The organism is Microcoleus sp. T3_A4, assembly GCF_036700465.1.
Lineage (GTDB): Bacteria > Cyanobacteriota > Cyanobacteriia > Cyanobacteriales > Microcoleaceae > Microcoleus.
This window is the reverse complement of sequence record NZ_JAUBOY010000005.1, coordinates 24,621-47,368: the sequence shown is the minus strand read 5'-3', so window position 1 is coordinate 47,368 and position 22,748 is coordinate 24,621. Positions and strand designations below refer to the sequence as shown.

The window sequence follows — 22,748 nt, the reverse complement described above, 5'->3', positions numbered from 1 at the left end:
CTAAAAACCCGGTTTCTGGAGAGAAACCGGGTTTTTAACCTCAAAATTAGTGTTTTCCATTCTTTTAATGAGTTTACTGGTCGTAGCTGCCGCCGACGCCGATTTGGGTATTGTAGATTTTCGCATCTGTGATGGTCATATCTTCCATTGAGGCGCCGGATACGTCAGCGGTGTTAATGATGGCCGCGGTCAGATCTGCCCGATCGAGGTCTGCGTCATTTAAACTGGCATTAGTCAGGAAAACTGCGGTTAAGTTAGCACCCGTCAAGTTAGCACCCGTCAAGTCAGCACCTTCGAGGTTGGCCTGAGATAGGTTTGCTCCTTGCAAATTTGCTTCTCTCAAATCAGCACCAATTAAATGAGCTCCCTTTAAATCTGCTCCAGACAAGTCGCACTTAAAACATTGCCCGGTTGACAATAACTGTTCGACGTGAACGGGATTTTCAGCGCGAGCCGGGCCTGCCAACAGTAGGGGAGTAATTAAAAAAGTAGCGGCTAATAGATTGCGTTTCATAATCTCTTTTCCTCACCAGACTCTGTATTCAAGTTCTTGTCTTGATATCTACAATCTTACCACGGTTGTTTTCGCAAGTTGCGATCTAATTCACACATTGGCTGTGATATCGATTGCCCTCAACAACGCATACATGGTCTCGACAAGCTCGCAAAACATAATTTCGCAAAACTTAACACTGCCGAACTTAATACAGTGCCTTTTTGTAGTAACCTTTTCTAGGTTAGCTAATACAGCAAACAGATGCGTCTTTCTGAAGAGGGAGATGATTCGCAATGCTATGGATGATTTTAGCCGATAATCTTATCGCAAAAAGTTCACAACAAATACATTATTTTTAATAAATGTGTCACGGGATAGAAAATTTAACTTAAAATAAAGATAAGCTTCTAACTTTATAGGTAGAAGAAAAGCAGTCACTGGCCCGATCCCCAGCCCGAGCTCTGCTGCATTTTTAACAATAAATTTTAATTAGGTCTCACCAGCGCCGTAAAAATCCACCTAGTGCTTGGAAATCAGCACTTTTTTGGAATGTCGCAGAGTCCACGCGATCGCAAAACTCAATTAAATATGCTCAAAAACGATTCATCCAAGTATCTGCCAACCTTAGCTCAAGTAATAGACCGCTACCCCTTGACAGTGGCGCCCGATACCCCACTAGCAGAAGTAATTACCCTGATGGGCCAACGGCGCCCAAGTTGCTCTCTAAACGCAGTCATTCCACCAACCGATATCTATCAGCCACTAACAGAAATCGTAAATCCGCCCACCTCAAGTGCATTCAGAGACGCGACAGGTATCTGCGTCTTTGTCGTGGAAAAATCACTCTTAAAATTATCCTCGCACTCTGATCCACCTTCTCAATTGCAAGGAATCTTCACAGAAAGGGATCTTGTCGATTTGATTGCCTCGGGCAAAAACTTAAAAGGTGTCACCATCGCACAAGTGATGAGGCAGCCGACAGCAACTCTGACAAAATCCGAGACTCAAGACATTTTCAGCGCCCTAATTCTGCTGGGGCAACGAAGAATTAAGCATTTGCCAATATTGGATAGTGAAGGTCAACTATTAGGAGTAATTACGCCGGAAAGCATTCGCCAAGCCATGCTTAAACCGGCAAATATCTTAAAAATGCGGCGCGTGAAAGAAGTAATGACCGCACAAGTCATTCAAGCGCCTCGCTCCGCGTCAGTTAGGAGTTTAGCCGAGTTGATGGCGCAGCACCGCGTTAGCTGCGTAGTAATTACGGAATCAACAGAATTATCGAGGGATTTACCGTTCCCAATTCCAGTAGGTATAGTCACAGAACGGGATATTGTCGAATTTCAAGCTTTAGATATAGATTTGTCGCAAACGATCGCCCAAACTGTGATGAGTACCCCCTTATTTAGCCTCAAGCAAGAAGACTCGCTGTGGGTAGCTCATCAGGAAATGCACCAGCGTTTAGTCCGTAGGTTGGTAGTAACGGGGGAACATGGAGAACTCCTGGGAATAGTTACTCAAACCAACATACTGCGCGTACTTGACCCGATGGAAATGTCCGGGGCGATCGATGTTCTGCACGATTCAGTGACAGAAAGAACTAGGGAATTGCAACAAGCGATCGCATCCCTCAGCTTGACTAACGCCAGACTAGAAAGCGAAATTGCTATCCGCGTTAGGGCCGAGGCCAGACTCCACCTTTTAGAATCTGCTGTAGTGAACGCTAACGACGCAATCGTGATTATGGATGCCGGAGACAGCGATATCTCCGACCCCACCATCATCTATGCCAACGAAGCTTTTACCCAAATGACGGGCTACCTACCCGAAGAAATCATCGGACAAACTCCCAGTTGCTTGCGCGGCCCAGAAAGCGACCCCACCCAAGTCGCTAAAATTCGCCGTGCTTTCTCTCGCCGAGAACCCCTACGCCTGGAATTGATTAACTACCGCAAAGACGGTTCAACTTATTGGGTGGAACTCAACAGTGTACCCATTGCCGATACCTCCGGGAACGTTACCAACTGGGTGTCGGTGCAGCGAGATATTACCGATCGCAAGCGCATGGAACAAGCATTTTTTGAAGAAAAAGAACTCGCTCAGGTAACACTACAATCGATCGGCGATGCCGTCATTACTACTGACGCCGACGGCTGCATTTCCACCCTGAATCCAGTTGCCGAAACACTCACGGGTTGGTCTACATTGGAAGCTAAAGGTTTGCCCCTCGCCAGCGTGCTGAGAATAGTTGACGAAACTACCAGGCTGCCGATCGAAAATATCGCCGAAATCGCTTTGTCCGAAGGTCGGATTGTTGACCAAGGACGCAACAATTTGCTGATTGCCCACAACAACACCGAATTTGCGATCGACCACTGCGTCGCCCCCATCCACGCTAGCAGCGGCGAAATTGTCGGCGCCGTCGTTGTGTTCCGAGATGTCACCCAAGTGCGAACTCAAGCGCGGCAACTCACCTGGCAGGCAACTCATGACCCCCTGACGCAATTAGTCAACCGCCGAGAATTTGAGTACCAGCTAGAGCACGCCCTACACGGCGCTCAAGGTTACGGGCAAGAACACGTGATGCTTTACCTGGATCTCGATCGCTTCAAAATAGTTAACGACACCTGCGGTCATGCTGCTGGGGACGAACTACTGCGCCAAGTCAGCCAGCTATTTAAAAGCAGTATCCGCAAAACCGATATTTTGGCACGTCTGGGTGGCGATGAATTTGCCGTACTCCTGTACCACTGTCCCGTCGAACGAGGATTGAACGTGGCTGAAACGCTGCTGCGAAGCATTCAGGCATTCCGCTTTGCGTGGCAGGACAAAACTTTTTCGATCGGCGTCAGTATCGGTTTGGTAGCAATCAATCCCAAAACAGCATCCACATCGGCGATTTTGAGCGCGGCCGATATTGCCTGTTACGCTGCTAAAAATAAAGGCCGCAACCGGGTGCAGATTTATCAAGCCGGCGATCAAGAATTAATTAAACAGCACGGCGAAACGCAGTGGGTGGTGCAAATTAATCAAGCTTTAGAAGAGAATCGCTTTTGCTTGTACTCTCAGCCGATCGTACCTTTGCTTAACTCTCCAACCACCGGAACCCACTGCGAAATCCTCCTGCGCCTCCAGTTGGAAACTGGTGAGTTGGTGTCGCCGATGGCGTTTATTCCGGCTGCAGAACGCTACAACTTGATGCACGCGATCGACCGCTGGGTAATTCGTACTTTATTTAGCAATTTATCTAAAATTTTCACGGCAAATTTATTAGTCCAAAACCCCGAGGTAGACAGCGATAAAATAGTTACTTTCCCTGCTTGCTCTCTTTTGTCTAATCCGCAATCCTCCTTTGGCAAATATCCCAGCCTTTATTCCATCAACCTTTCTGGGGACAGCCTCAACGAAGAAAAGTTTATCGAGTTTATTCAGGAACAGTTTTCCATCCATCAAATACCGCCACAAATAATTTGTTTTGAAATTACCGAAACCGTGGCGATCGGTAATCTCAGCAAGGCAGCCAGCTTGATTTGGCAACTCAAAGAACTAGGCTGCCAGTTTGCCTTGGACGACTTCGGCAGCGGGATGTCTTCCTTTGCTTACCTAAAAAGCTTGCCGGTTGATTATCTCAAAATAGACGGCAATTTTATTAAGCATATTGTAGACAATCCTATTGATGTCGCAATGGTGGAAGCTATTACCAAAATCGCTCACGTCATGGGAATTAAAACTATTGCCGAGTATGTTGAAAATCAAACGATTATGGATAAACTCAATGAACTTGGGGTAGATTACGCTCAAGGTTATCATTTGGGAAAGCCTCAACCTTGTAACTTCACATCTCCTATTTTAGAGGAATTTTTGGGGGAGTTTCCTGTTAATTCTTTGGCTTTTGAGGCTAAGCTGGCTTGTTGAATAAGGAAGTTCGGCAACGATCAAGCAAGAGGATTTAACCGATTTAAGGAAGAGATGTTGAGGGAACAAGGAAAAGGGAGATGTTAAGTGGTGATCTCAATTCCCCATTCCCCCTTTTTCCATTACCCATTACCTTCTACAATTGTTTCCGCTGCTTCAATGTACTGACTGTCTAACAGAAAAGCACCTTTTTCAAAGCGAATTCCCCAATAATTGCCGGGACGCCGATCGATCACAACGCCTTCAGCGCCGATGGCAATTAAATTCGCAGGCCGCAGCATCGGCATCGGTTCGGCAGTTTTGACGTAAGGCGGCATCGCCACAACTCTGACTTTTTGACCGATTGTAAATTCTTTTTCCATGAGTTTTATTTCCTAAAAAAACACAGCGATAAAGGAATTTTGACAAGAAATGTTTCTGTTTAATTGATTGATTGATTAGGGATGGATAATAAAATGGGGAATCATGGATCATTGTCAAGGGAATTACGGCTAAATTATTGATATTTTAGGCTTCCATCTTCGTTATATTCAAGTTCATGATATTTTCCCCCTAACCCTAAGTCATGAATACATCGTTGGTAGTTTTTGGCTCCCATATCGAAAGGGTTAGTCCTGTTCAATCTGGCCCATTCAGCTATCCTTAGCTGGTTAGTTATCCCTGAAGCATCGGCTACGGTTTTGACAATCCAATCAAACATTTTTTTCCTCTAAGCTGTCTCTCACTCTACATCTCTATATTAGCTATATATTCGCCTATGGCAATTAAACATTTTTTTCCTCTAAGCTGTATCTCACCCCTAACTCGGACGATCGCCCGTAACACCCCTGACCGATCGCGCTACAATTGTCAATCGGGATGAAAATGGCTGATTAGGAAAGTAGAGGAGTAGGTGTTATGGCTACAAGTCGTCGCATTGAGCGTGTAGCTTCAATGATTAAACGGGAAGTCAGCCTGATGTTGCTGAATGGAATCAAGGACGACCGGGTAGGTGCCGGTATGGTTAGCGTTACCGACGTAATTGTTTCTGGAGACCTTCAGCATACAAAAATTTTTGTCAGCATCTACGGTACTGATGAGGCGAAGGCTGAAACTATGGAAGGGTTGAAATCTGCTACTAGCTACGTCCGCAACCAGTTGGGCCAACGATTGCAACTGCGCCGGACGCCGGAGGTGATTTTTCTGGAAGACCGTTCTTTGGAACGGGGCGATAAAATGTTGATACTGCTGAATCAGCTTTCTGCCGATCGCAAACCGGGTATGTTTGATGACGAAGAATTGGCCGATGGCAATGAAAATGATGATGATGATGATTTAGAAGCAGACGAGGATTAGGTCTGAAGGTAGTCAACAGCCCAAAGTCAACAGTCAACAGTCAACAGTCAACAGTCAACAGTCAACAGTCAACAAACAATTCCTAATTTCCCATGATTGACAATCTTTCCTTACCCGAACTGGTGGCCCAGATGTTCGTGGTGCGCGCTTCTGGCTGCTTGTTCGACCACCAAATTCGCTATCCCGAATGGGAACCAACTGCTAGCAAACTCCGCTATTATCTGGAAAAGTTGGGCGTCGGCGGGGTGATTTTGGTCGGGGGAAGTGCTGCGGAGTTGGCAGTTCGATCGCATCAATTGCAGTCTTGGGCCAAGTTTCCGCTACTGCTGGCGGCTGATATTGAGGAAGGTGTCGGCCAGCGGTTCGCAGGGGCGACTTGGTTCGGGCCGCCGATGGCGATTGCTGAAGTGGCGCGACACTATGCAGGTAAAGCCGATCGATATGCTGAACAAATGGGCGCGGTGACTGCGATCGAAGCTAGGGCGATCGGTCTAAATTGGATTCTCGCACCAGTGGTTGATGTTAACAACAATCCCGACAATCCTGTGATTAACGTCCGCGCTTTTGGCGAGACACCGGAAATTGTCGGGAAATTAGCCGCTGCTTTTATTCGCGGCGCAGGCCAACACCCGGTTTTGACTACAGCTAAGCATTTTCCCGGCCACGGAGACACGGCGGTTGATTCTCACTTGGAATTACCGGTTTTGCCGCATTCGCCAGCGAGATTGACTGAGGTTGAGTTACCTCCTTTTGTCGAGGCGATGGCTGCTGGGGTCGATGCTGTGATGAGTGCTCACTTGCTGATTCCGGGTTGGGATGCCGAGTTTCCTGCTACTCTTTCTCGCAGAATTTTGATTGGGAAGCTGCGAGAAGAGTTGGGATTTGAAGGTTTGATTGTGACGGATGCTTTGGTGATGGGCGCGATCGCCAATAAGTACGGCGCTAATGAAGCTGCTGTTTGGGCTGCTGAGGCTGGTGCTGATGTTTTGCTGATGCCGCTTGACCCGGAAGGGGCGATTCTCGCTGTCTGCGAAGCGGTCACTCAAGGGAGGATTCCAATTTCACAAATTAAGGAATCTGTCAAGCGGATTTGGTCGGCTAAAGCTAAAGTCGGTTTGTTAGTAAAGGAAAAGGAAAAAGCAGTAGATTCAACATCGATCAAGTCGATCGACTTAAGTTTGCTGGCAACTCCTGATGCCAGGGCAACTGCTGCCGATATTTTGCGAGATTCTTTGAAATTTGGTGGCAATCTACCTTTGCAGGTTGCAAAACCCCCAGGAAACCAGCTTTTGCGGAATTTGATTGTTGTAGATGATGTTTTGGGGTGCGAGTTTTTGGGCAACCACACTCCGGCGATCGCCCTTCCTGAACAGTTTGGTTACGAATTGCAACTGATTGACGATCGCACAGGGGCGATCGCTGATAATACAGGTGCAGAGCATTTTTCTCCGACACTGCTGCAAATTTTCATTCGCGGCAATTGCTTCCGAGGCAGTGCTGGTTTGACCGAAGCAGCTCAAGATTGGTTTAAGAAATTATTAAAGACGGGAGAACTGCAAGCTGTGTTAATTTACGGCAGTCCCTACGTTTTAGAGCAATTTTTGCCACAATTGCCTCCGAGTATTCCTTATGTATTTTGTTTTGGGCAGATGCCTGCAGCGCAATCTCTCGTTCTAGAAGTGCTATTCGGCATTGACGGAACTGGTAATGCTTGAGTTGCCCGACTTCTGAATCTTTCCTTTGCTGCTTGCTGTGTTAGGAGTTAAATTCATCAACCCGGTTTCTCGCCGGAAATGTTGCCTTTGGTGGCAAAGCATCCAGAAACCGGGAATCCGATGCGGGTTCCTAAGTTCTGAATTGAGCTTTCCAGCAGATCCGCTTCCTAGTCAGGAAAATGTGCTGTTTATCAATATCCTAAGACAGATCCCATCACTTACTGATGATTCGTATAATTTATTTTTATTTACGGCAGTGAATTGTATAGCTGGATACGGACAAAATTTAACTTCCATATTCGTAAGTTTGGACTATATTATTACCAGGGCCATAAAATTTTTTAGTAAAACATTGAGGGCGCATTATGATTCACTCCACTATTCCCCAAATCCAATACTCTTTAGATGTGATCCAAGATGAAGCGCGTCACCTTGTCCACGAGGGCGTGCTGAGCCGCCAACAGCCTATCTACACGCTTTGCCAATTCATTCCGCCTCGGGAATGGGCCTGTGTAGAGTGCGAATTAGAAAAATGCGACTTCTTGCTGCGCGATCGCATTGCCGACCTGATCGGTTCTGAAAAATGGGACAATGACTAAAGTTTGGTTCTCTTAAATAAGTTTGCAAATAAGTTTGCAAGTAATTTTCCAAGTCAACTCCGGCTGTGTTAAAGACTCTTGATTCTTTAATACTGGGAATTTTCGGCGCGCAAATTTTCCAGCTCGGCCCTCAGCGCTGCCATCTGTGCAGTTAATTCTTGAATCTCTAGCTTTACGTTAGGCTGTACAACCGACTCGGGAGGAGCATCAGTCGCTGCATCTGATTGCTTGGGCGAGACAGATTCACTGTCTGCATTCTCCCGATCGCCCGGTTGAGAGAAAATAGTATCTACAAAATTCCGGGCTTCTCGCTCAGTCATTTCTCCTTTTTCCAGCAGCTCATCGGCGAGTAACCCCAAATCAGACTTCAGTTTGTCAAGATTTTCTTCTCGCTTCAGAGGATCTTGCAATGTCTCAATTAAAAAGGAAGTTGCACCTAAAGTTAGGTGAAATCCTGTTTGCAGCATTTGAGGCAGGTTGTCGGGATTCATCTAAAAATGCCGCTAGAACGTTTTTCTGAGTTTTTGCTTCGCTAATTGCTCCCCAGTCGGGGCGTCAAGCCGCTTCTTAGGGAAAAGATGCTTGCCTTCTGGGTAGCGATCGCCCCGATTCAGGAAATATCAGCTTTTGGGGGGACGTTTTACCGTTGTGCCAATACTAATCGTATCATTACTCCGTAAATTAATAAATGTCAAGTGTAAACTTTTGTAACTACGAATCGAGACTTTCGCACAGGAAGGATCAGTCTATTTTAGATGTTAGATTTTAGATTGAACAGGACTTAGGCCCTGCGACTAAAAAACCCCGGTGGCTGATTACCCGTGCGTAAGTCCTGTTCAATCCAGTTAAGGATACAACGCTTCCCCGGTGGAAGGGTCAAATATAAATAGTCGATCGAAGTCAAGCTGTACCGTCAGTCGATCGCCCGATCGCAAGCGAACACTCGCAGGTATTTGTAACTGTACAGTAGTTTCAGCACTCAACAACGGCAAACTCGCCCGAATTAAAGTTTCTCGCCCCAGAGGTTCCACTACTTTTACCTCTAGATCGAGGGGGACTTTTTCTAGTGCCCAAACATCGGTTTTCAAATCATCATCTTCTACTGTTTGTGGCGTAAAGATTTCTATATTTTCTGGACGGATGCCCAAATCAAATCCTTGTCCTTCTCTCGCCTGCAATTTTTTCTGAATCGAGGGCGGACAGGGTAAATATTGATTTCCCACTTGAAAGGATTCGTTAGTATAAATTGCAGGAAAAATGTTCATGGCGGGATTGCCTAAAAATGTGGCAACCATGCGGTTAGCTGGTTTTGCATAAATGCTTTGCGGGTCTCCAATTTGTTGAATTTTTCCCCCATTTAAGACTACAATCTTATCAGCTAAAGTCATCGCTTCCACTTGATCGTGGGTGACGTAAATTGTCGTAATTCCTAGCCTTTGATGCAGTTGTTTAAGTTCTGCTCTAGTGTCGTCTCGCAATTGAGCATCGAGGTTAGAAAGCGGTTCATCTAAAAGGAATACTTTCGGTTCGCGGGCGATCGCCCTTCCTAGTGCTACCCGCTGCTGCTGTCCGCCTGATAACTGTTTGGGCTTGCGCTTGAGGAGGTGGTCGATCGAGAGCGATCGGGCTACTGTTTCGACTCGTTCTTGAATTTTAGTCGGGTCAACATTCCGCATCCGCAATCCAAAAGCCAGATTTTCGCCGACAGTCATGTGCGGATAAAGCGCGTAATTTTGAAACACCATTGCTACATCCCGCTGTCTAGCAGGAATGTTGTTAACTAAATTATCTCCGATGTAAAGATTGCCGGAACTTGCGGTTTCTAAACCTGCAATTGTCCGCATAATTGTGGATTTCCCGCAGCCGGAGGGCCCGACTAATACCCAAAATTCCCCGTCCGGGATTTTGAAGCTGATGTTTTCGATCGCGGTGACGTTTTGGTAGCGTCGGGTAATATTTTCTAAGCGAACATTTGCCATTTTTTAATTGTAATTGGTAATTGATAATTAGTGCTTTTTACCTTCAGCCGTCAGCCTTCAGAAAACTGTTCCAATTCTAAAACTGTGCGGTCTAATTCTTCAACTATAGGCGTTAACTCTGTTTGGCGGAATGCTTCTACTAAAGAACGATAATACCAGAGAGAACCATCTTTGCCACCTTTGAAGCGTTCCCAAACAGTATCTCCTAATTGACGGGAATCTTTCAGGATCGATCGAACATTATAAAGTTTATCAGCAGCCGAGACTAATCTGACTGAGCCAGAAGCTGTAGAAATGCGATCGATATAAGCTTGTTTTCGCTGTCGCCAAGGCGGTTTCGGCGTCACGTCACTGTCGGTACAGCCGTCTACAATCGCTGTGACGGTATCGCCAAAGCGGTGGCGGATGGCTTCGCGGGTGGTGGCGCCGCCTTGATCTTCGATCGCATCGTGAAGCAAAGCTGCGATCGCCTCATCTTCATTTGCCCCATATTCTAAAGCTATACTAGCAGTGCCCAACAAATGGGCAATGTAGGGAACGCCAGAACCTTTGCGAACTTGGGTAGCGTGCAATTCGGCAGCATAGGTGAGGGCTTCAGAAAAACGGTTTGAGAGAATCATGAAAGTCACCTTTGTCAATTGCTATGATATATAAATTGTCGGGCTAAGTGGAAAAGACAAAATCTACCAAATTCCATAAGATCATAAAGATGCGATCGAGAGCGATCGATTGTACAATTCTAATCGTTAAAGAGATGTTTATAGCATGACAGCTACTATAATTATACCAAACAGTGGCGACCAAAACTCAGAGCCAGAACTACCGCAAAAATTAGAAAATGTAGCAGAAATTCTGGCACAATCTGAGCATAAAAAAGTCATATCTCTCGAAAAGTTTTTAGTCAAGCCTCCTGATAGAATGGAATGGGTTGACGGCAACTTAGTTGAGAAAACAGGAAGGACATTCAAGCACGGTCTCGCTCAAGCTAAATTATCTACATCCTGGAGAAATTACAAACATTCCAGCGGACAGGGAGGAGAAGTTCTTACAGAAGTCCTTTGCCGCACTAGCAAACAGGGCCGCCGTCCCGATGTTGCTTACATTACTCCTGAACTGCTGCCACAATCAGGCAATTTTACAGCCTTTTCCCAAAGTTTTCCCTTGATAGCGGAAGTTGCTTCTCCCGAAGATAGTGGCGAAGAGTTATTTGCCAAAGCTCAGGAATATTTGGAATCGGGATGTTTAGAAGTTTGGTTGCTGTTTCCTGAAGCTAGATTAATATTTGTCAATGCAGGGCAACGCTGGCGGTTGTTTAATGCCGATGAAGTTGTTAACACTCAAAGTGTGCTTGCAGGTTTTAGCGTAGCTGTGAGTGAATTGTTGGCTTGAGGAATTTGTTCAAACAAAATTATCAAAGATTCTGCAGTATTGATATAGTAGTACGCGGTGCAAAAAACGGTAAGCCATGACAGCCAAAAATCTCGTCAATAAATTTGAGTACAAACCCCTATACAAACCAAATCAATTAATTTGCGGAACGGGGCAAACAGCCATTGTCAGCGGCTGGACAGTAAAAAGTGCGATCCTTTCCAAGGGCTGCGCTAACGGCAAAAAATTACAACCCAATGAATTTGCTGTCATCGGACAACTATACTCTCCTACTCGCGGCATCAACTTCTTAATTAGAAACTTGCTGTGCAATCCCCACGTCCGCTTTTTAGTAATTCTCAACGCTACCAAAGAAGACCGCAACTCCGGTGCCGCAACTTGCTTGCTAGACTTTTTTCGCAACGGCTTTGAAGCCGGCAAAAGCGATACTGGTAGAGATTGTTGGCTAATTAAATCTTCAATATTTGGCTACATTGATATTGAAATAGCAGCAGAAGCCTTAGAACTATTGCGTCATTCAATAGAATGGAAAGAAGCCAAAAATATAGCAGAAACAGTGACTCTTGTCAAGTCTTTTTCCGAAAAAGCAGTGGTTGAACCTTGGGGAGAAACCGTAACTTTTCCGTTAGTCGAAATCGTCCCGACTGTACTCCCCGGTCAGAAATACGGACATAGAATCGAAGGCAAAACTATAGCCGAAACTTGGGTAAAAATCATCCACCGAATTAAGACCACCGGCACCCTGCGGCCGACTGGTTACGACGGACAGTGGCAAGAATTAATCGACTTGATGGCAGTGATTACAGATGAACCTGCGGAGTTCTATTTTCCAGAACCGAATTACTTACCAATCGACCGCGATTTCCTCGAACAGTACAAACCGCAAATGCTCGAAGATGCCCCATATAGCGAAGGCATTAAATATACCTACGCACAGCGGATGCGGTCGTGGTTTGGACGCGATCAAATTGAAGAAGTTATTGCCAAACTAATTAAGGAAATTGACGCGGCAAGTGCTGTAATTAGTTTATGGGATGCCGGCGGAAATATTAACAGAAGGCCTGACGGTTCATCAGACCACCAGCACAGCGGCAGTCCTTGTTTAAATCACATTTGGGTGCGAGTTGTAGATGATGAAATATCGCTAACTGCAACTCTCCGCAGTAACGATATGTTTGCGGCTTGGCCGGCTAATGCAATGGGTTTGCGGGCTTTGCAGCAGCACATTCGCGATGAAATTGCGAGGCGTTCCGATTATAATTTGACAATGGGCCCGTTGGTAACGTTGAGTCAATCGGCTCACTTGTATGACGATACCTTTGAAAATGCCGATCGACTAATTCAAACCCAATATGCTAAAATCTGCGAAGATCGAGACTTTTTCGATGCAGCGGGCAATTTTTTAGTTGAAGTAGCCGACAATCAGATAGTAGTCACGCAAACCACCCCGGGCAGCGGCGAAGTTGTCACCTGTTATTCTGGAAAAAACCCTCTCAAGTTAGTGCGAGAAATTTGTGCGGCTTCCCCTGCCATCCAACCCGAGCATATTGGTTATTTGGGAATAGAATTGCAAAAGGCGGCCGAGTGTCTGAAAACCAGCAACCAATACATTCAGGATAGAAAATGAATCTAGAAGAAGAAAGACCGACTTGGGACGAATACTTCTTAATGTTAGCAAAATTGGCCGCTACTCGATCGACTTGTCTGGCTTTTCCTGTAGGCGCGGTGATAGCTAAAAACAGGCAAGTTTTAGCAACGGGTTACAACGGTTCGCCGTCAGGTTCGGCACACTGTACTGCTCAAGGCTTCTGCTATCCTGGTTTGAGTAGTTGCGACGCCAGCAAAACTTTGCCATCAAGGGCGGTTCACGCGGAAGCAAATGCGATCGCTAAAGCTGCTAAACACGGTATATCTACTGCTGGGGCTAGTATTTACGTCACTTTAGAACCCTGCATCTATTGTTTGAAATTAGTCATTGCCGCTGGAATTAGAGAAGTGTTTTACGAAACGAGTTTTAACAGCGGAGAAAAAGCTGCTTTGAGAGATACTTTTATCAGTGAAGGTATTGTTGAGTTAAAACAAATTCAGCTATCTGAAGATACAGCAAAAAAGGCAGCTTTGTTTTTATTGCATCCTACATCTGTGGCCAAAAATTTAGTATAGGGGCTCAATCCTCCCCGTGGTTGTCGCAGCCACAGGAAATAACTGTGCTGTGTCCCTATAAATGATATTTATGTGCTGGCAATTTGTAGGGATACGGCACAGTTATTTCCTAAATACCGCGTGATACAAAGGATATTTATTGTACGTCTTGCAAAGACACAGCACTGCCATACCCTTACAACAAATAGAGATGGCAATTAACCAAAAAACGTCCTGACTAATTGTGAATACCGTGTAGTTCAATCAATCAAACTCATTCACCGCTTGCAAATAGTCGATCGCCGCATCTATCCTCGAAGAATACTTAAAAGCAAACTGATCGAACCAATATCCCTCATCGGAATTTTTATCCAACTTTTTCAGCCAAACCTGAGCTTGCCTAACTTTCTGTCTGTGCGTTTGTACGTCCAACTGCGGCCCCGCGACTTTTTCTGCGGGCCGCGGTTCCAGTGAAGCTACTTCCTGAGCTTGATTTTGCGCTTCGTGCTCAGGCTTAAGCGGTTGCTGTGAAGCGACTGCATGAGCTTGATTTTGCGCTTCGTACTCAGCCTTAATTTGAGCTAAATCCTTATCCAAAGGACTAGCATACAAATTTATATCTGATGTTTTAAATGTTTGATTTGACGGCACTGCTGCTTGTGGTACAGGCGCTTGTGCTTGCGCCGGCGCCTGACTTTTCAACTCAGCATTTTTTTGAGATGCTTGATACTCTGCCTTAAGTTCACCTAACAGGCGCTCGATAGATTCCATAACTTAAACCCCCTAAAAAATGCTGCTGGCCCAACTAGCACAAATATAATCGCGTGAACTTCGCCCGCCTCCTCAATCAGTTATTGCATTCAGCAATACCTCTGTCAGGGTCATTCCTTCAATATCATCCATCGTGACAGTATCAACGATATCGAATTTAGCCCCGGCGCTTTGCAGTTCGTCATCCAATATCTTGAGAAACTTAGTAGCTTCCGGCGCATTTCCTACTTGAATGAAAGAAATCGCCAACTCTTCATCTCGATCGAGCTTCCGAGAAGCCTCTATAATCGTTTTCATCACTTCTTTGCGATCGTCCGGTTCCCCGTCCGTCACCACTAATATTGTTTCCCCATTTTGCTTGGTATTACCGGATGCTTTGCGCTGAAAATAACTGTTCAGAGCGTCTTGCAGAACAGCCGCTAAATTCGTAGTTCCCGAAGGTTCGTTTTCTTGGAAAATTTGCACGACTTTAGCTGATGTTACGTTGTCATAGCGCTTGAAGCGACCGGAAAACACATAAACTGTTATGCCATCAGGATCAAGTTCTTCGCATTTATTCGCTAATGCGATCGTCGATTCTTGCATGAGCGCCCACCGAGTTTTACCGCCCATTTGGTCTTTTGTGTACATACTGCCGCTTTTGTCAATAATGATGGTATAATCGCGGTTCTGAAGCATAAGATTTTTCCTGTTAATTAAGTTTTTCCCAAAAATATCAAAACCAGCGAGCAGAAGCTGTTGAGCTTTAGTTGCTCGCTGCGTTTTTTAGTTGATTTGCGATCGCAAATACCGGAATTTAAGCTGCAACTAAAGCATCTTTAAGTGGCTTCCAGCTAAAAGCTCGATCGCCCCCCATCTCCACTGCTATTTTAACTCGCGGTTCTAACGTCGGCAAAACAGTCAAATACTCAATCTCCTGACTCGACAAAATCTGCCCTTCAATAATCCACAGCACCAGTCCTTTTGCTTTAGGTGGCAAATTGTCTAATTGAGTCTTCAACATCGGCGGCACGTAGTATGTATAACCCACAGCCGCTTCGTTGCCAGTAGTTTTCTTGCCCAAATGCGGCGGTCGCACGCCGTGAACCCCCGTTAAATACATCGCCAAATCACCCAAGCCCCGCGCCGAAATCGTGTACGCACCGTAGCCCGCAGCCCTCAGCCTGCGGAGGTAGCGCCCCTCAAATCCGCCCTCTAAAGGAACGTACAGGGCCAGCGACCCCGACTTTTCCAAATCCCGAATCAGATCAGATCCCGTCGTAATCAGTCCCATAAATTTGTGTTTCCTGCTGTATCAAAATTTGGTCGATCGCTGCTTGCGAGCTGGAAATATTATAAATCTTAAAGTTGAGCCTAAAAATTCTCATCCCGGCCTTGACAAACGGCAAACACTTCATGTACTATTGTGAATTGTCGCCGTAAAGGATACTGAGTGGTTTGCTGCTCAAGTCCTGGCACAAACAAGCAAGACCGAGACAAAACTCGGAGATCTAGCCGGTAAAAAGCCGCGAATCTCAACCCTTGCAAGACTTCCACAAGCTCGCTCCCAAATTTAAAACTCAAATTTTAAACACCGAGGAAGGCTGTTGGTTGATAACAGTTAATTGCAGGAACATTGAAATAAATGTTTCTGCACAAGAGCAAGCGGATTGACGTAAATTTCGCAATCCGAAACCTCTTGCGTAAATAAAAGGAAGAAAATCCGTGTCTGTAGGCATTCTTGGCACTAAACTAGGCATGACTCAAGTGTTTGACGCCGAAGGGAGAGCCATCCCCGTCACCGTCATACAAGCAGGGCCTTGTACAGTAACTCAAATCAAAACAAAACAAACTGACGGCTACGGTGCCGTTCAAGTTGGATACAACGAAGTCAAACCAAAGGCTCTCAACAAGCCAGAACTAGGACACCTTGCCAAGTCGGGGGCGAATCCATTGCGCCACTTGCAGGAATACCGATTGGAAGACACCAGTTCCTTTGAATTAGGTCAACAACTAAAAGCAGATACTTTTACACCGGGACAAATAGTAGATGTCATCGGTACCAGCATCGGTAAAGGTTTTGCAGGTTTTCAAAAGCGCCACAACTTTAAACGAGGCCCAATGTCTCACGGTTCCAAGAACCACCGCGAGCCTGGATCGATCGGACCTGGAACTACTCCCGGTCGCGTTTATCCTGGGAAAAGAATGGCAGGACGTATGGGCAACGTTCAAGTCACCGTCCGCAAACTAACAATTGTCCGGGTGGATAAAGAGCAGAATTTGCTGCTAATTAAGGGAGCAGTTCCCGGCAAAGCTGGCGCCTTAGTCAATGTTGTACCTGAGAAAAAAGTAGGACGTTAGTCAGTAGTAAGTAGTCAGTAGTCAGCAGTCAGTAGATAGTGGTTGGCCGTTAGTAGCAAGCAATAACTAAGAACTAAAAGCTGAAAACTAAGAGCTGAAAACTAAGACCTGAGAACAGACAACAGACGACAGACAACAGACAACAGACAACTAACAACAGACAACTAACAAAAGACAAAGGACAAAAGATATGGTTAACTGTGTAGTGCGAAATTGGCAAGGTGAAGAAGTTGGAGAAACAACTTTAGAACTGCGCGTAGCCAAAGAAGAAAATGCGTCTCACATCGTTCACAGAGCATTGACGCGGCAACTGAATAACGCTCGTCAAGGAAATGCTTGCACCAAAACTCGATCGGAAGTCAGAGGCGGTGGCCGCAAACCTTGGCGTCAAAAAGGCACGGGTCGAGCCAGAGCAGGTTCTATCCGTTCTCCGCTGTGGCGGGGCGGCGGTGTCATCTTCGGGCCAAAACCGAGAGACTTTGAAGTCAAAATGAACAAAAAGGAACGCCGTCTCGCTTTGCGGACAGCATTCCAAAGTCGCACCGAAGACATCATTGTGGTTGAAGAATTTGCAGAGCAATTTCCGAGACCGAAAAGCAAAGAATTGCTGAGTGCGATCGCCCGCTGGGGCATCGAACCCGATACAAAAGTTCTGTTAATCTTGCCAGAACCGCAACCAAACGTCTACTTATCCGGACGCAACATCGAATTAGTAAACGTCATCTTGGCAACATCCCTGAATGTTTACGACGTTCTCGCGGCTGACAAAATTATCGTCACATCTACAGCCATAGCTAAAATTCAGGAGATTTACGGTGAGTAAAATCGACCCCCGCGACTACGCAGATTTGATCCAGCGTCCGATTCTCACCGAGAAAGCTACCCGAATGATGGAATTAAATCAATTCACATTCGACGTAGCCCCCAAAGCGACGAAGCCTCAAATCAAAGCTGCAATCGAAGAACTATTTAAGGTCAAAGTCATCGGCGTCAACACCCAAAACCCGCCGCGTAAAAAGCGTCGAGTTGGCAAATTCGTCGGCTTTAAACCTTGTTACAAGCGAGCAACCGTAACTCTGACCGACGGAGACTCGATCCGCAAACTCCTATTCCCAGAAGTCTAGACGATTTTGGATTTTAGATTTTAGATTTTAGATTTTAAATTGCGGTTAACTGGTGGAAATTCTAGAACCAGAAAACTCGTAAGTTAACCAAACATCGCCAATCTTCAACCTAAAATCTAAAATCGATAAACGTCAAATCCAAAATCCAAAATCCAAAATCTAAAATAGATCGATTATGGGCATCCGTTCTTACCGACCTTATACCTCCAGCACCCGAGAACAAACCGTCTCGGACTTTGCTGAAATTACCAGATCAGAGCCAGAAAAGTCTCTAACCAGCAATAAGCACACCAAACAAGGCCGCAACAACCGAGGCGTCATCACCTGTCGCCACCGGGGAGGCGGTCACAAACGGCTGTATAGAGACATCGACTTCCGCCGCGACAAACACAGCATTCCCGCTACCGTCAAGGCGATCGAATACGACCCCAATCGCAACGCACGCATCGCCCTCCTGTTCTACAAAGACGGCGAAAAACGGTACATCCTGCACCCGCTCAACTTAAACGTCGGTACAGTAATTGTCTCAGGCCCAGACGCGCCGATCGAAATCGGTAACGCCTTACCCCTGAAAAACATTCCCCTTGGTACCAGCATCCACAACGTCGAGCTAGTACCTGGAAAAGGCGGACAAATCGTTCGCTCCGCCGGCTCCAGCGCTCAGCTAATGGCAAAAGAAGGTAGCTACGTCACCCTCAAACTGCCATCCGGTGAACAGCGCAAAGTCCGCGCCGACTGCTACGCCACCATCGGTCAAGTCGGCAACACCGACGCCAGAAACATCAGCCTCGGCAAAGCAGGTCGCACCCGCTGGAAAGGTCGCAGACCGACCGTTCGCGGTAGCGTCATGAACCCGGTAGACCACCCGCACGGCGGTGGCGAAGGCAGAGCTCCCATCGGACGTCCGGGGCCTGTCACTCCTTGGGGTAAACCAGCATTGGGTGCAAAAACTCGACGCAAAAACAAGCGCAGCGACGCTTTAATCGTCCGGCGCCGCCGCAAAGCTTCCAAGCGCGGCAAGGGCGGCAGACAAAGCTAGTCTATCAGTCAGCAGTCTTCAGTGCTTAGTTATTAACTGCTAACTAATGACTGAGGACTGATGACCAATGACTGCTTAATTCTGACTAATGACTCCTGAATTACTAAAAAAATCATGTCTCGATCGCTAAAAAAAGGGCCTTTTGTCGCAGATGCTCTGATGACAAAAATCGAAAAACTCAACGCCGCCGGCCAAAAACAAGTAATTAAAACTTGGTCGCGATCTTCCACAATCCTGCCCCAAATGGTAGGTCACACGATCGCCGTTCACAACGGCAGACAGCACGTACCCGTCTACCTCACCGACCAAATGGTAGGTCACAAACTCGGAGAATTTTCCCCCACTCGCACCTTTAGAGGTCACGCGAAAAGTGGTGATAAAAAGGCGAAAAGATAGCCGAATTAGGTGACAGGTAATAGGTAGTAGGAAAAAAAATTACCAATTACCAATTACCTTTTGCCCAATTACCAATTACCAATTACCGAAATCGAAATGGCTATAGATACCACATCCGAAATTAAGGCGATCGCCCGTTACATCCGGACATCCCCCTTCAAAGTGCGCCGAGTCCTCGACCAAATTCGTGGCAAAAGCTACCAAGAAGCGCTGATTTTACTCGAATTCATGCCCTACCGCGCCTGCGAACCAATCGTCAAAGTTTTGCGATCGGCAGTAGCCAACGCCGAACACAACGCAGGATTGGATAAATCCAAGCTAGTAGTGTCTCAAGCTTACGCAGACCAAGGCCCAGTCCTCAAACGCTTTAGACCCCGCGCTCAAGGTCGCGCCTACCAAATCCGCAAGCCAACCTGTCACATTACCGTAGTAGTAGCTCCGCTCGTAGAAAACTAAACCAGGGAAAAACGTAAGAGGTAATAAACAGCTTAAAGTTGAAAAAAATGGGTAATCACCAATTACCAATTACCAATTACCAATTACCAATTACCAATTAACTCATCAACTATTATGGGCCAAAAAATACATCCAATTGGTTTTCGCCTCGGCATTACCCAAGAGCACCGCTCTCGCTGGTTTGCCGATCCTAAAAACTATCCAGAACTCTTGCAAGAAGACTATAAAATTCGCAAGTACGTTCGTAAAACCCTCAGCAATGCTGGGATTTCCTCGGTCAGAATTGAGCGGAAAGCCGATCAAATCGACCTAGAAGTGTTCACCGCCAGACCAGGCGTTGTCGTAGGCCGCGGCGGAGCAGGCATCGAAACCTTGCGCGTCGGTTTGCAGCAGCAACTCGGTAGCAACCGCCAAATCCGCATCAACGTCGTCGAAGTCCAGCGAGTAGACGCCGATGCCACACTCATCGCGGAATACATCGCTCAGCAACTAGAACGGCGCGTATCCTTCCGCCGAGTCGTCCGCCAAGCAATCACCCGCGCCCAAAAAGTCGGCATCCAAGGCATCAAAATTCAAGTCAGTGGACGCCTCAACGGTGCAGAAATTGCCCGTACCGAATGGACACGGGAAGGAAGAGTCCCCTTGCACACGCTGCGGGCAGACATCGACTACTCCTACTGCACTGCTCAAACCATCTACGGTATTCTGGGCATTAAAGTTTGGGTTTTCAAAGGCGAAATTATTCCCGGACAGGAACAAGAGGCTGCACCAAATGCAGCAGTGCCCCGCACCAAACAAAAGCGCCGCCGCCAGAACTTTGAAGATCGATCGAACGAAGGCTAGCTAATTGTTAACTGTTAGTTGTCACTTGTTAATTGTCAGTTGTTCCAAACCAATTAGCAATTAGCAATCACCAATTACCAATTACCAATTACCAATTACCCAACTCCCTTTCGCCATGTTAAGCCCCAAAAGAACCAAATTCCGCAAACAACAGCGCGGGCGAATGAGCGGTATTGCCACCCGCGGCAATACAGTTAGCTTTGGCGACTTCGCGCTCCAAGCCGTCGAACCCGCCTGGATCACTTCTCGCCAAATAGAAGCCGGACGGCGCGCCATGACCCGCTATATCCGCCGGGGCGGCAAAATCTGGATTCGCATTTTTCCCGACAAACCAGTCACCCAGCGCGCAGCAGAAACCCGGATGGGTTCCGGTAAAGGTAATCCTGAGTTTTGGGTTGCTGTGGTCAAACCCGGCCGGGTAATGTTTGAAATTGGCGGCGTAAGTGAAGAAACTGCCCGCGAAGCAATGCGTTTGGCATCTTTCAAATTACCAATTAAAACCAAGTTCATCACTCGCGAAGAAGACCAGTCATAGCGAAGAGCGAAGGTAGAATTAGGTCTGTCTTAATCAGCATTTTAAACGGCTACAGCAATTTAAAATCTGGCTTTCATAACTTTTCTTTCCTTCGACCTTCAGCCAAGCGAGACAATTCTGTCTTCTGTCATACCGCTCGCTAACGAGAAAGCACACAATTATGTCTTTGACCAAGATTAAAGAAGCTAGAGAATTAAGCGATGCTGCCGTAGCAGAGCAAATTTTAGCCGTCAAGCGCCAACTAATGGAATTGCGGCTCCAGCAAGCTACCGGCCGCATGGAAAAGCCTCACCTGTTCAAGCACGCCAAACATCGGCTAGCTCAATTGATGACAGTTGAACGCGAGCGCCAAATCGTTGCTGAGAAAGAAGTGGCAGAAAAATTAGCCGCATCTAAACAGGTAGCACAGCCTGCTGCAACCGCAGCAGTCAGCCAAGAGTCAGAAGCAGCCGAGCCGACGATCGCACAGTAGCTAAAAACAGTCAATTGCACAACAAAAATAGGTAGCTATGGCAATTAAAGAACGAGTTGGCGTAGTAGTCAGCGACAAAATGGATAAAACCGTCGTGGTAGCAATCGAAAACCGCTCCTCCCACACCAAATACGGCAAAATCGTAGTCCGCACCAAGCGGTACAAAGCTCATGACGAAGAAAATCAGTGCAAATCGGGCGATCGTGTCCGCATCACTGAAACTCGCCCACTGAGCAAAACCAAACGTTGGACGGTTGCTGAGATTTTCGGGACAAAAAACGGCTAACAGTTAATTGCGATCTCGCGCTCGCCCGATCGGTACTTGATTAATCAATTAGCCGTCAACAGTCAACAGTTAACAGTCAACAGTTAACAGTCAACAGTTAACAGTCAACAATCACCATGATTCAACCCCAGACATACCTCAATGTCGCCGACAATAGCGGAGCCCGCAAACTGATGTGCATCCGCGTATTGGGAGGCGGCAACCGTCGCTACGGCGGAGTCGGCGATGTCATCATTGCCGTCGTCAAAGACGCCATCCCCAATATGGCCGTCAAAAAATCCGATGTCGTTCGGGCTGTCATTGTCAGAACCCGCAAAGGTTTGCGCCGCGACAGTGGCATGAGCATTCGTTTTGACGATAACGCCGCCGTTATTATCAACGTAGACGGCAACCCCAAAGGCACTCGCGTCTTCGGCCCCGTCGCCCGCGAATTGCGCGACAAAAACTTTACTAAAATCGTTTCCTTAGCCCCGGAGGTACTTTAAAATGTACGGAAAAAAGGGTAAACCAACTAGCGAGCCGCAGCGCTACAGAATGCACGTCAAAGCAGGCGATACCGTGCAAATAATTACTGGCAAAGAGAAAGGAAAAGTCGGAGAAATCTTAAAGACATATCCTAAAGTCAGCAAAGTAATTGTTAAAGGTGTAAACATCAGAACAAAGCACGTCAAGCCCCAGCAAGAGGGAGAGTCCGGGAAAATACTCACATTTGAGGCTCCCATTCACAGCTCAAATGTCATGCACTATTCCGAAAAAGAAAAAATAGCTAGCCGCGTTTGCTATACATTTAGCGAAGATGGCCGGAAACTGCGACAGCTCAAAAAAACTGGAGAAATCCTCGATAATTAGTCATTAGTCATCAGTCATTAGTCATCAGTCATCAGTCATTAGACAAATGCTTTCCTGACAACAGTCA

Annotated in this window: 27 protein-coding genes; 19 read left to right on the top strand and 8 right to left on the bottom strand. The window is 46.5% G+C overall.

The window, feature by feature from the left end; all coding sequences use genetic code 11:
- Positions 1–73: 73 nt before the first annotated feature.
- On the bottom strand, positions 74–514 hold the full coding sequence (locus QUA07_RS04280; RefSeq protein WP_333322872.1) for a pentapeptide repeat-containing protein: 441 nt from the start codon (positions 512–514) through the stop codon (positions 74–76).
- Between the two features lie 531 nt (positions 515–1,045).
- Here QUA07_RS04280 and QUA07_RS04275 point away from each other — a divergent pair.
- Positions 1,046–4,411, top strand: coding sequence for an EAL domain-containing protein (locus QUA07_RS04275; protein WP_333322870.1), 3,366 nt, complete (start codon positions 1,046–1,048; stop codon positions 4,409–4,411).
- Positions 4,412–4,533: 122 nt separating this feature from the next.
- Here the strand turns inward: QUA07_RS04275 and sipA are convergent, their stop codons facing one another.
- Positions 4,534–4,773: a regulatory protein SipA gene (gene sipA / locus QUA07_RS04270; protein ID WP_333058291.1), complete on the bottom strand. Its 240-nt coding sequence runs from the start codon at positions 4,771–4,773 to the stop codon at positions 4,534–4,536.
- Positions 4,774–5,308: 535 nt separating this feature from the next.
- Here sipA and rbfA point away from each other — a divergent pair.
- The 3 genes from rbfA to QUA07_RS04255 all read left to right on the top strand — a co-directional run bounded on the left by rbfA (position 5,309) and on the right by QUA07_RS04255 (position 8,060).
- Positions 5,309–5,746, top strand: a complete 438-nt coding sequence (rbfA, locus tag QUA07_RS04265; protein ID WP_333322869.1) for a 30S ribosome-binding factor RbfA — start codon at positions 5,309–5,311, stop codon at positions 5,744–5,746.
- A gap of 92 nt (positions 5,747–5,838) precedes the next feature.
- The gene (locus QUA07_RS04260) at positions 5,839–7,461 is read left to right on the top strand and encodes a glycoside hydrolase family 3 N-terminal domain-containing protein (protein WP_333322867.1); all 1,623 of its coding nucleotides are present in this window, start codon (positions 5,839–5,841) and stop codon (positions 7,459–7,461) included.
- Positions 7,462–7,826: 365 nt separating this feature from the next.
- Positions 7,827–8,060, top strand: coding sequence for a DUF4327 family protein (locus QUA07_RS04255; protein ID WP_333057778.1), 234 nt, complete (start codon positions 7,827–7,829; stop codon positions 8,058–8,060).
- Positions 8,061–8,146: 86 nt separating this feature from the next.
- Here the strand turns inward: QUA07_RS04255 and QUA07_RS04250 are convergent, their stop codons facing one another.
- The 3 genes from QUA07_RS04250 to QUA07_RS04240 form a co-directional block, all read right to left on the bottom strand.
- Positions 8,147–8,551 (bottom strand): hypothetical protein, encoded by a 405-nt coding sequence (locus QUA07_RS04250; RefSeq protein WP_333322865.1) that lies wholly within the window; start codon positions 8,549–8,551, stop codon positions 8,147–8,149.
- Between the two features lie 354 nt (positions 8,552–8,905).
- Positions 8,906–10,039: an ABC transporter ATP-binding protein gene (locus QUA07_RS04245; RefSeq protein ID WP_333322863.1), complete on the bottom strand. Its 1,134-nt coding sequence runs from the start codon at positions 10,037–10,039 to the stop codon at positions 8,906–8,908.
- A gap of 50 nt (positions 10,040–10,089) precedes the next feature.
- A complete protein-coding gene (locus tag QUA07_RS04240) occupies positions 10,090–10,659 on the bottom strand; it encodes an HD domain-containing protein (protein ID WP_333322861.1) in 570 nt (189 codons plus the stop codon).
- 145 nt (positions 10,660–10,804) lie between these two features.
- Here QUA07_RS04240 and QUA07_RS04235 point away from each other — a divergent pair, with 145 nt between their 5' ends.
- The 3 genes from QUA07_RS04235 to QUA07_RS04225 all read left to right on the top strand — a co-directional run bounded on the left by QUA07_RS04235 (position 10,805) and on the right by QUA07_RS04225 (position 13,591).
- Complete coding sequence (locus QUA07_RS04235) at positions 10,805–11,428, top strand: Uma2 family endonuclease (RefSeq protein WP_333322859.1); 624 nt, start codon at positions 10,805–10,807, stop codon at positions 11,426–11,428.
- A gap of 76 nt (positions 11,429–11,504) precedes the next feature.
- Entirely contained in the window at positions 11,505–13,055 is a 1,551-nt protein-coding gene (locus QUA07_RS04230) for a thymidylate synthase (RefSeq protein WP_333322857.1), read from the top strand.
- A complete protein-coding gene (locus QUA07_RS04225; protein WP_333322855.1) occupies positions 13,052–13,591 on the top strand; it encodes a dCMP deaminase family protein in 540 nt (179 codons plus the stop codon). Before QUA07_RS04230 ends, QUA07_RS04225 begins: the two co-directional genes overlap by 4 nt.
- A gap of 243 nt (positions 13,592–13,834) precedes the next feature.
- Here the strand turns inward: QUA07_RS04225 and QUA07_RS04220 are convergent, their stop codons facing one another.
- The 3 genes from QUA07_RS04220 to QUA07_RS04210 all read right to left on the bottom strand — a co-directional run bounded on the left by QUA07_RS04220 (position 13,835) and on the right by QUA07_RS04210 (position 15,614).
- Positions 13,835–14,341 carry a salt stress protein, Slr1339 family gene (locus QUA07_RS04220; protein ID WP_333322853.1) on the bottom strand — a complete coding sequence of 169 codons (507 nt, stop codon included), beginning with the start codon at positions 14,339–14,341 and terminating at the stop codon, positions 13,835–13,837.
- 72 nt (positions 14,342–14,413) lie between these two features.
- Complete coding sequence (locus tag QUA07_RS04215; RefSeq protein WP_333322852.1) at positions 14,414–15,019, bottom strand: VWA domain-containing protein; 606 nt, start codon at positions 15,017–15,019, stop codon at positions 14,414–14,416.
- 118 nt (positions 15,020–15,137) lie between these two features.
- On the bottom strand, positions 15,138–15,614 hold the full coding sequence (locus QUA07_RS04210; protein ID WP_333290963.1) for an NAD(P)H-quinone oxidoreductase subunit N: 477 nt from the start codon (positions 15,612–15,614) through the stop codon (positions 15,138–15,140).
- Between the two features lie 431 nt (positions 15,615–16,045).
- Here QUA07_RS04210 and rplC point away from each other — a divergent pair, with 431 nt between their 5' ends.
- The 12 genes from rplC (at position 16,046) to rplX (ending at position 22,681) form a co-directional block, all read left to right on the top strand.
- Complete coding sequence (gene rplC, locus QUA07_RS04205) at positions 16,046–16,681, top strand: 50S ribosomal protein L3 (protein ID WP_333322851.1); 636 nt, start codon at positions 16,046–16,048, stop codon at positions 16,679–16,681.
- Positions 16,682–16,871: 190 nt separating this feature from the next.
- Positions 16,872–17,504, top strand: coding sequence for a 50S ribosomal protein L4 (gene rplD, locus QUA07_RS04200; RefSeq protein WP_190657994.1), 633 nt, complete (start codon positions 16,872–16,874; stop codon positions 17,502–17,504).
- A complete protein-coding gene (locus QUA07_RS04195; protein ID WP_006634999.1) occupies positions 17,497–17,805 on the top strand; it encodes a 50S ribosomal protein L23 in 309 nt (102 codons plus the stop codon). Before rplD ends, QUA07_RS04195 begins: the two co-directional genes overlap by 8 nt.
- A gap of 175 nt (positions 17,806–17,980) precedes the next feature.
- Positions 17,981–18,844 carry a 50S ribosomal protein L2 gene (rplB, locus tag QUA07_RS04190; protein WP_333057787.1) on the top strand — a complete coding sequence of 288 codons (864 nt, stop codon included), beginning with the start codon at positions 17,981–17,983 and terminating at the stop codon, positions 18,842–18,844.
- A gap of 114 nt (positions 18,845–18,958) precedes the next feature.
- A complete protein-coding gene (gene rpsS, locus QUA07_RS04185) occupies positions 18,959–19,240 on the top strand; it encodes a 30S ribosomal protein S19 (protein ID WP_006634997.1) in 282 nt (93 codons plus the stop codon).
- Positions 19,241–19,336: 96 nt separating this feature from the next.
- The gene (gene rplV, locus QUA07_RS04180) at positions 19,337–19,696 is read left to right on the top strand and encodes a 50S ribosomal protein L22 (protein WP_190657986.1); all 360 of its coding nucleotides are present in this window, start codon (positions 19,337–19,339) and stop codon (positions 19,694–19,696) included.
- Between the two features lie 114 nt (positions 19,697–19,810).
- On the top strand, positions 19,811–20,539 hold the full coding sequence (gene rpsC, locus QUA07_RS04175; protein ID WP_242719701.1) for a 30S ribosomal protein S3: 729 nt from the start codon (positions 19,811–19,813) through the stop codon (positions 20,537–20,539).
- A 115-nt stretch (positions 20,540–20,654) separates the two neighbouring features.
- Positions 20,655–21,074, top strand: coding sequence for a 50S ribosomal protein L16 (gene rplP / locus QUA07_RS04170; protein WP_333082091.1), 420 nt, complete (start codon positions 20,655–20,657; stop codon positions 21,072–21,074).
- Positions 21,075–21,234: 160 nt separating this feature from the next.
- The gene (gene rpmC / locus QUA07_RS04165; protein ID WP_333082090.1) at positions 21,235–21,546 is read left to right on the top strand and encodes a 50S ribosomal protein L29; all 312 of its coding nucleotides are present in this window, start codon (positions 21,235–21,237) and stop codon (positions 21,544–21,546) included.
- A gap of 37 nt (positions 21,547–21,583) precedes the next feature.
- Complete coding sequence (gene rpsQ / locus QUA07_RS04160; RefSeq protein ID WP_006634992.1) at positions 21,584–21,832, top strand: 30S ribosomal protein S17; 249 nt, start codon at positions 21,584–21,586, stop codon at positions 21,830–21,832.
- A gap of 116 nt (positions 21,833–21,948) precedes the next feature.
- Positions 21,949–22,317, top strand: a complete 369-nt coding sequence (rplN, locus tag QUA07_RS04155) for a 50S ribosomal protein L14 (protein WP_006634991.1) — start codon at positions 21,949–21,951, stop codon at positions 22,315–22,317.
- Position 22,318: 1 nt separating this feature from the next.
- On the top strand, positions 22,319–22,681 hold the full coding sequence (gene rplX / locus QUA07_RS04150) for a 50S ribosomal protein L24 (RefSeq protein WP_333212630.1): 363 nt from the start codon (positions 22,319–22,321) through the stop codon (positions 22,679–22,681).
- Positions 22,682–22,748 lie beyond the last annotated feature (67 nt).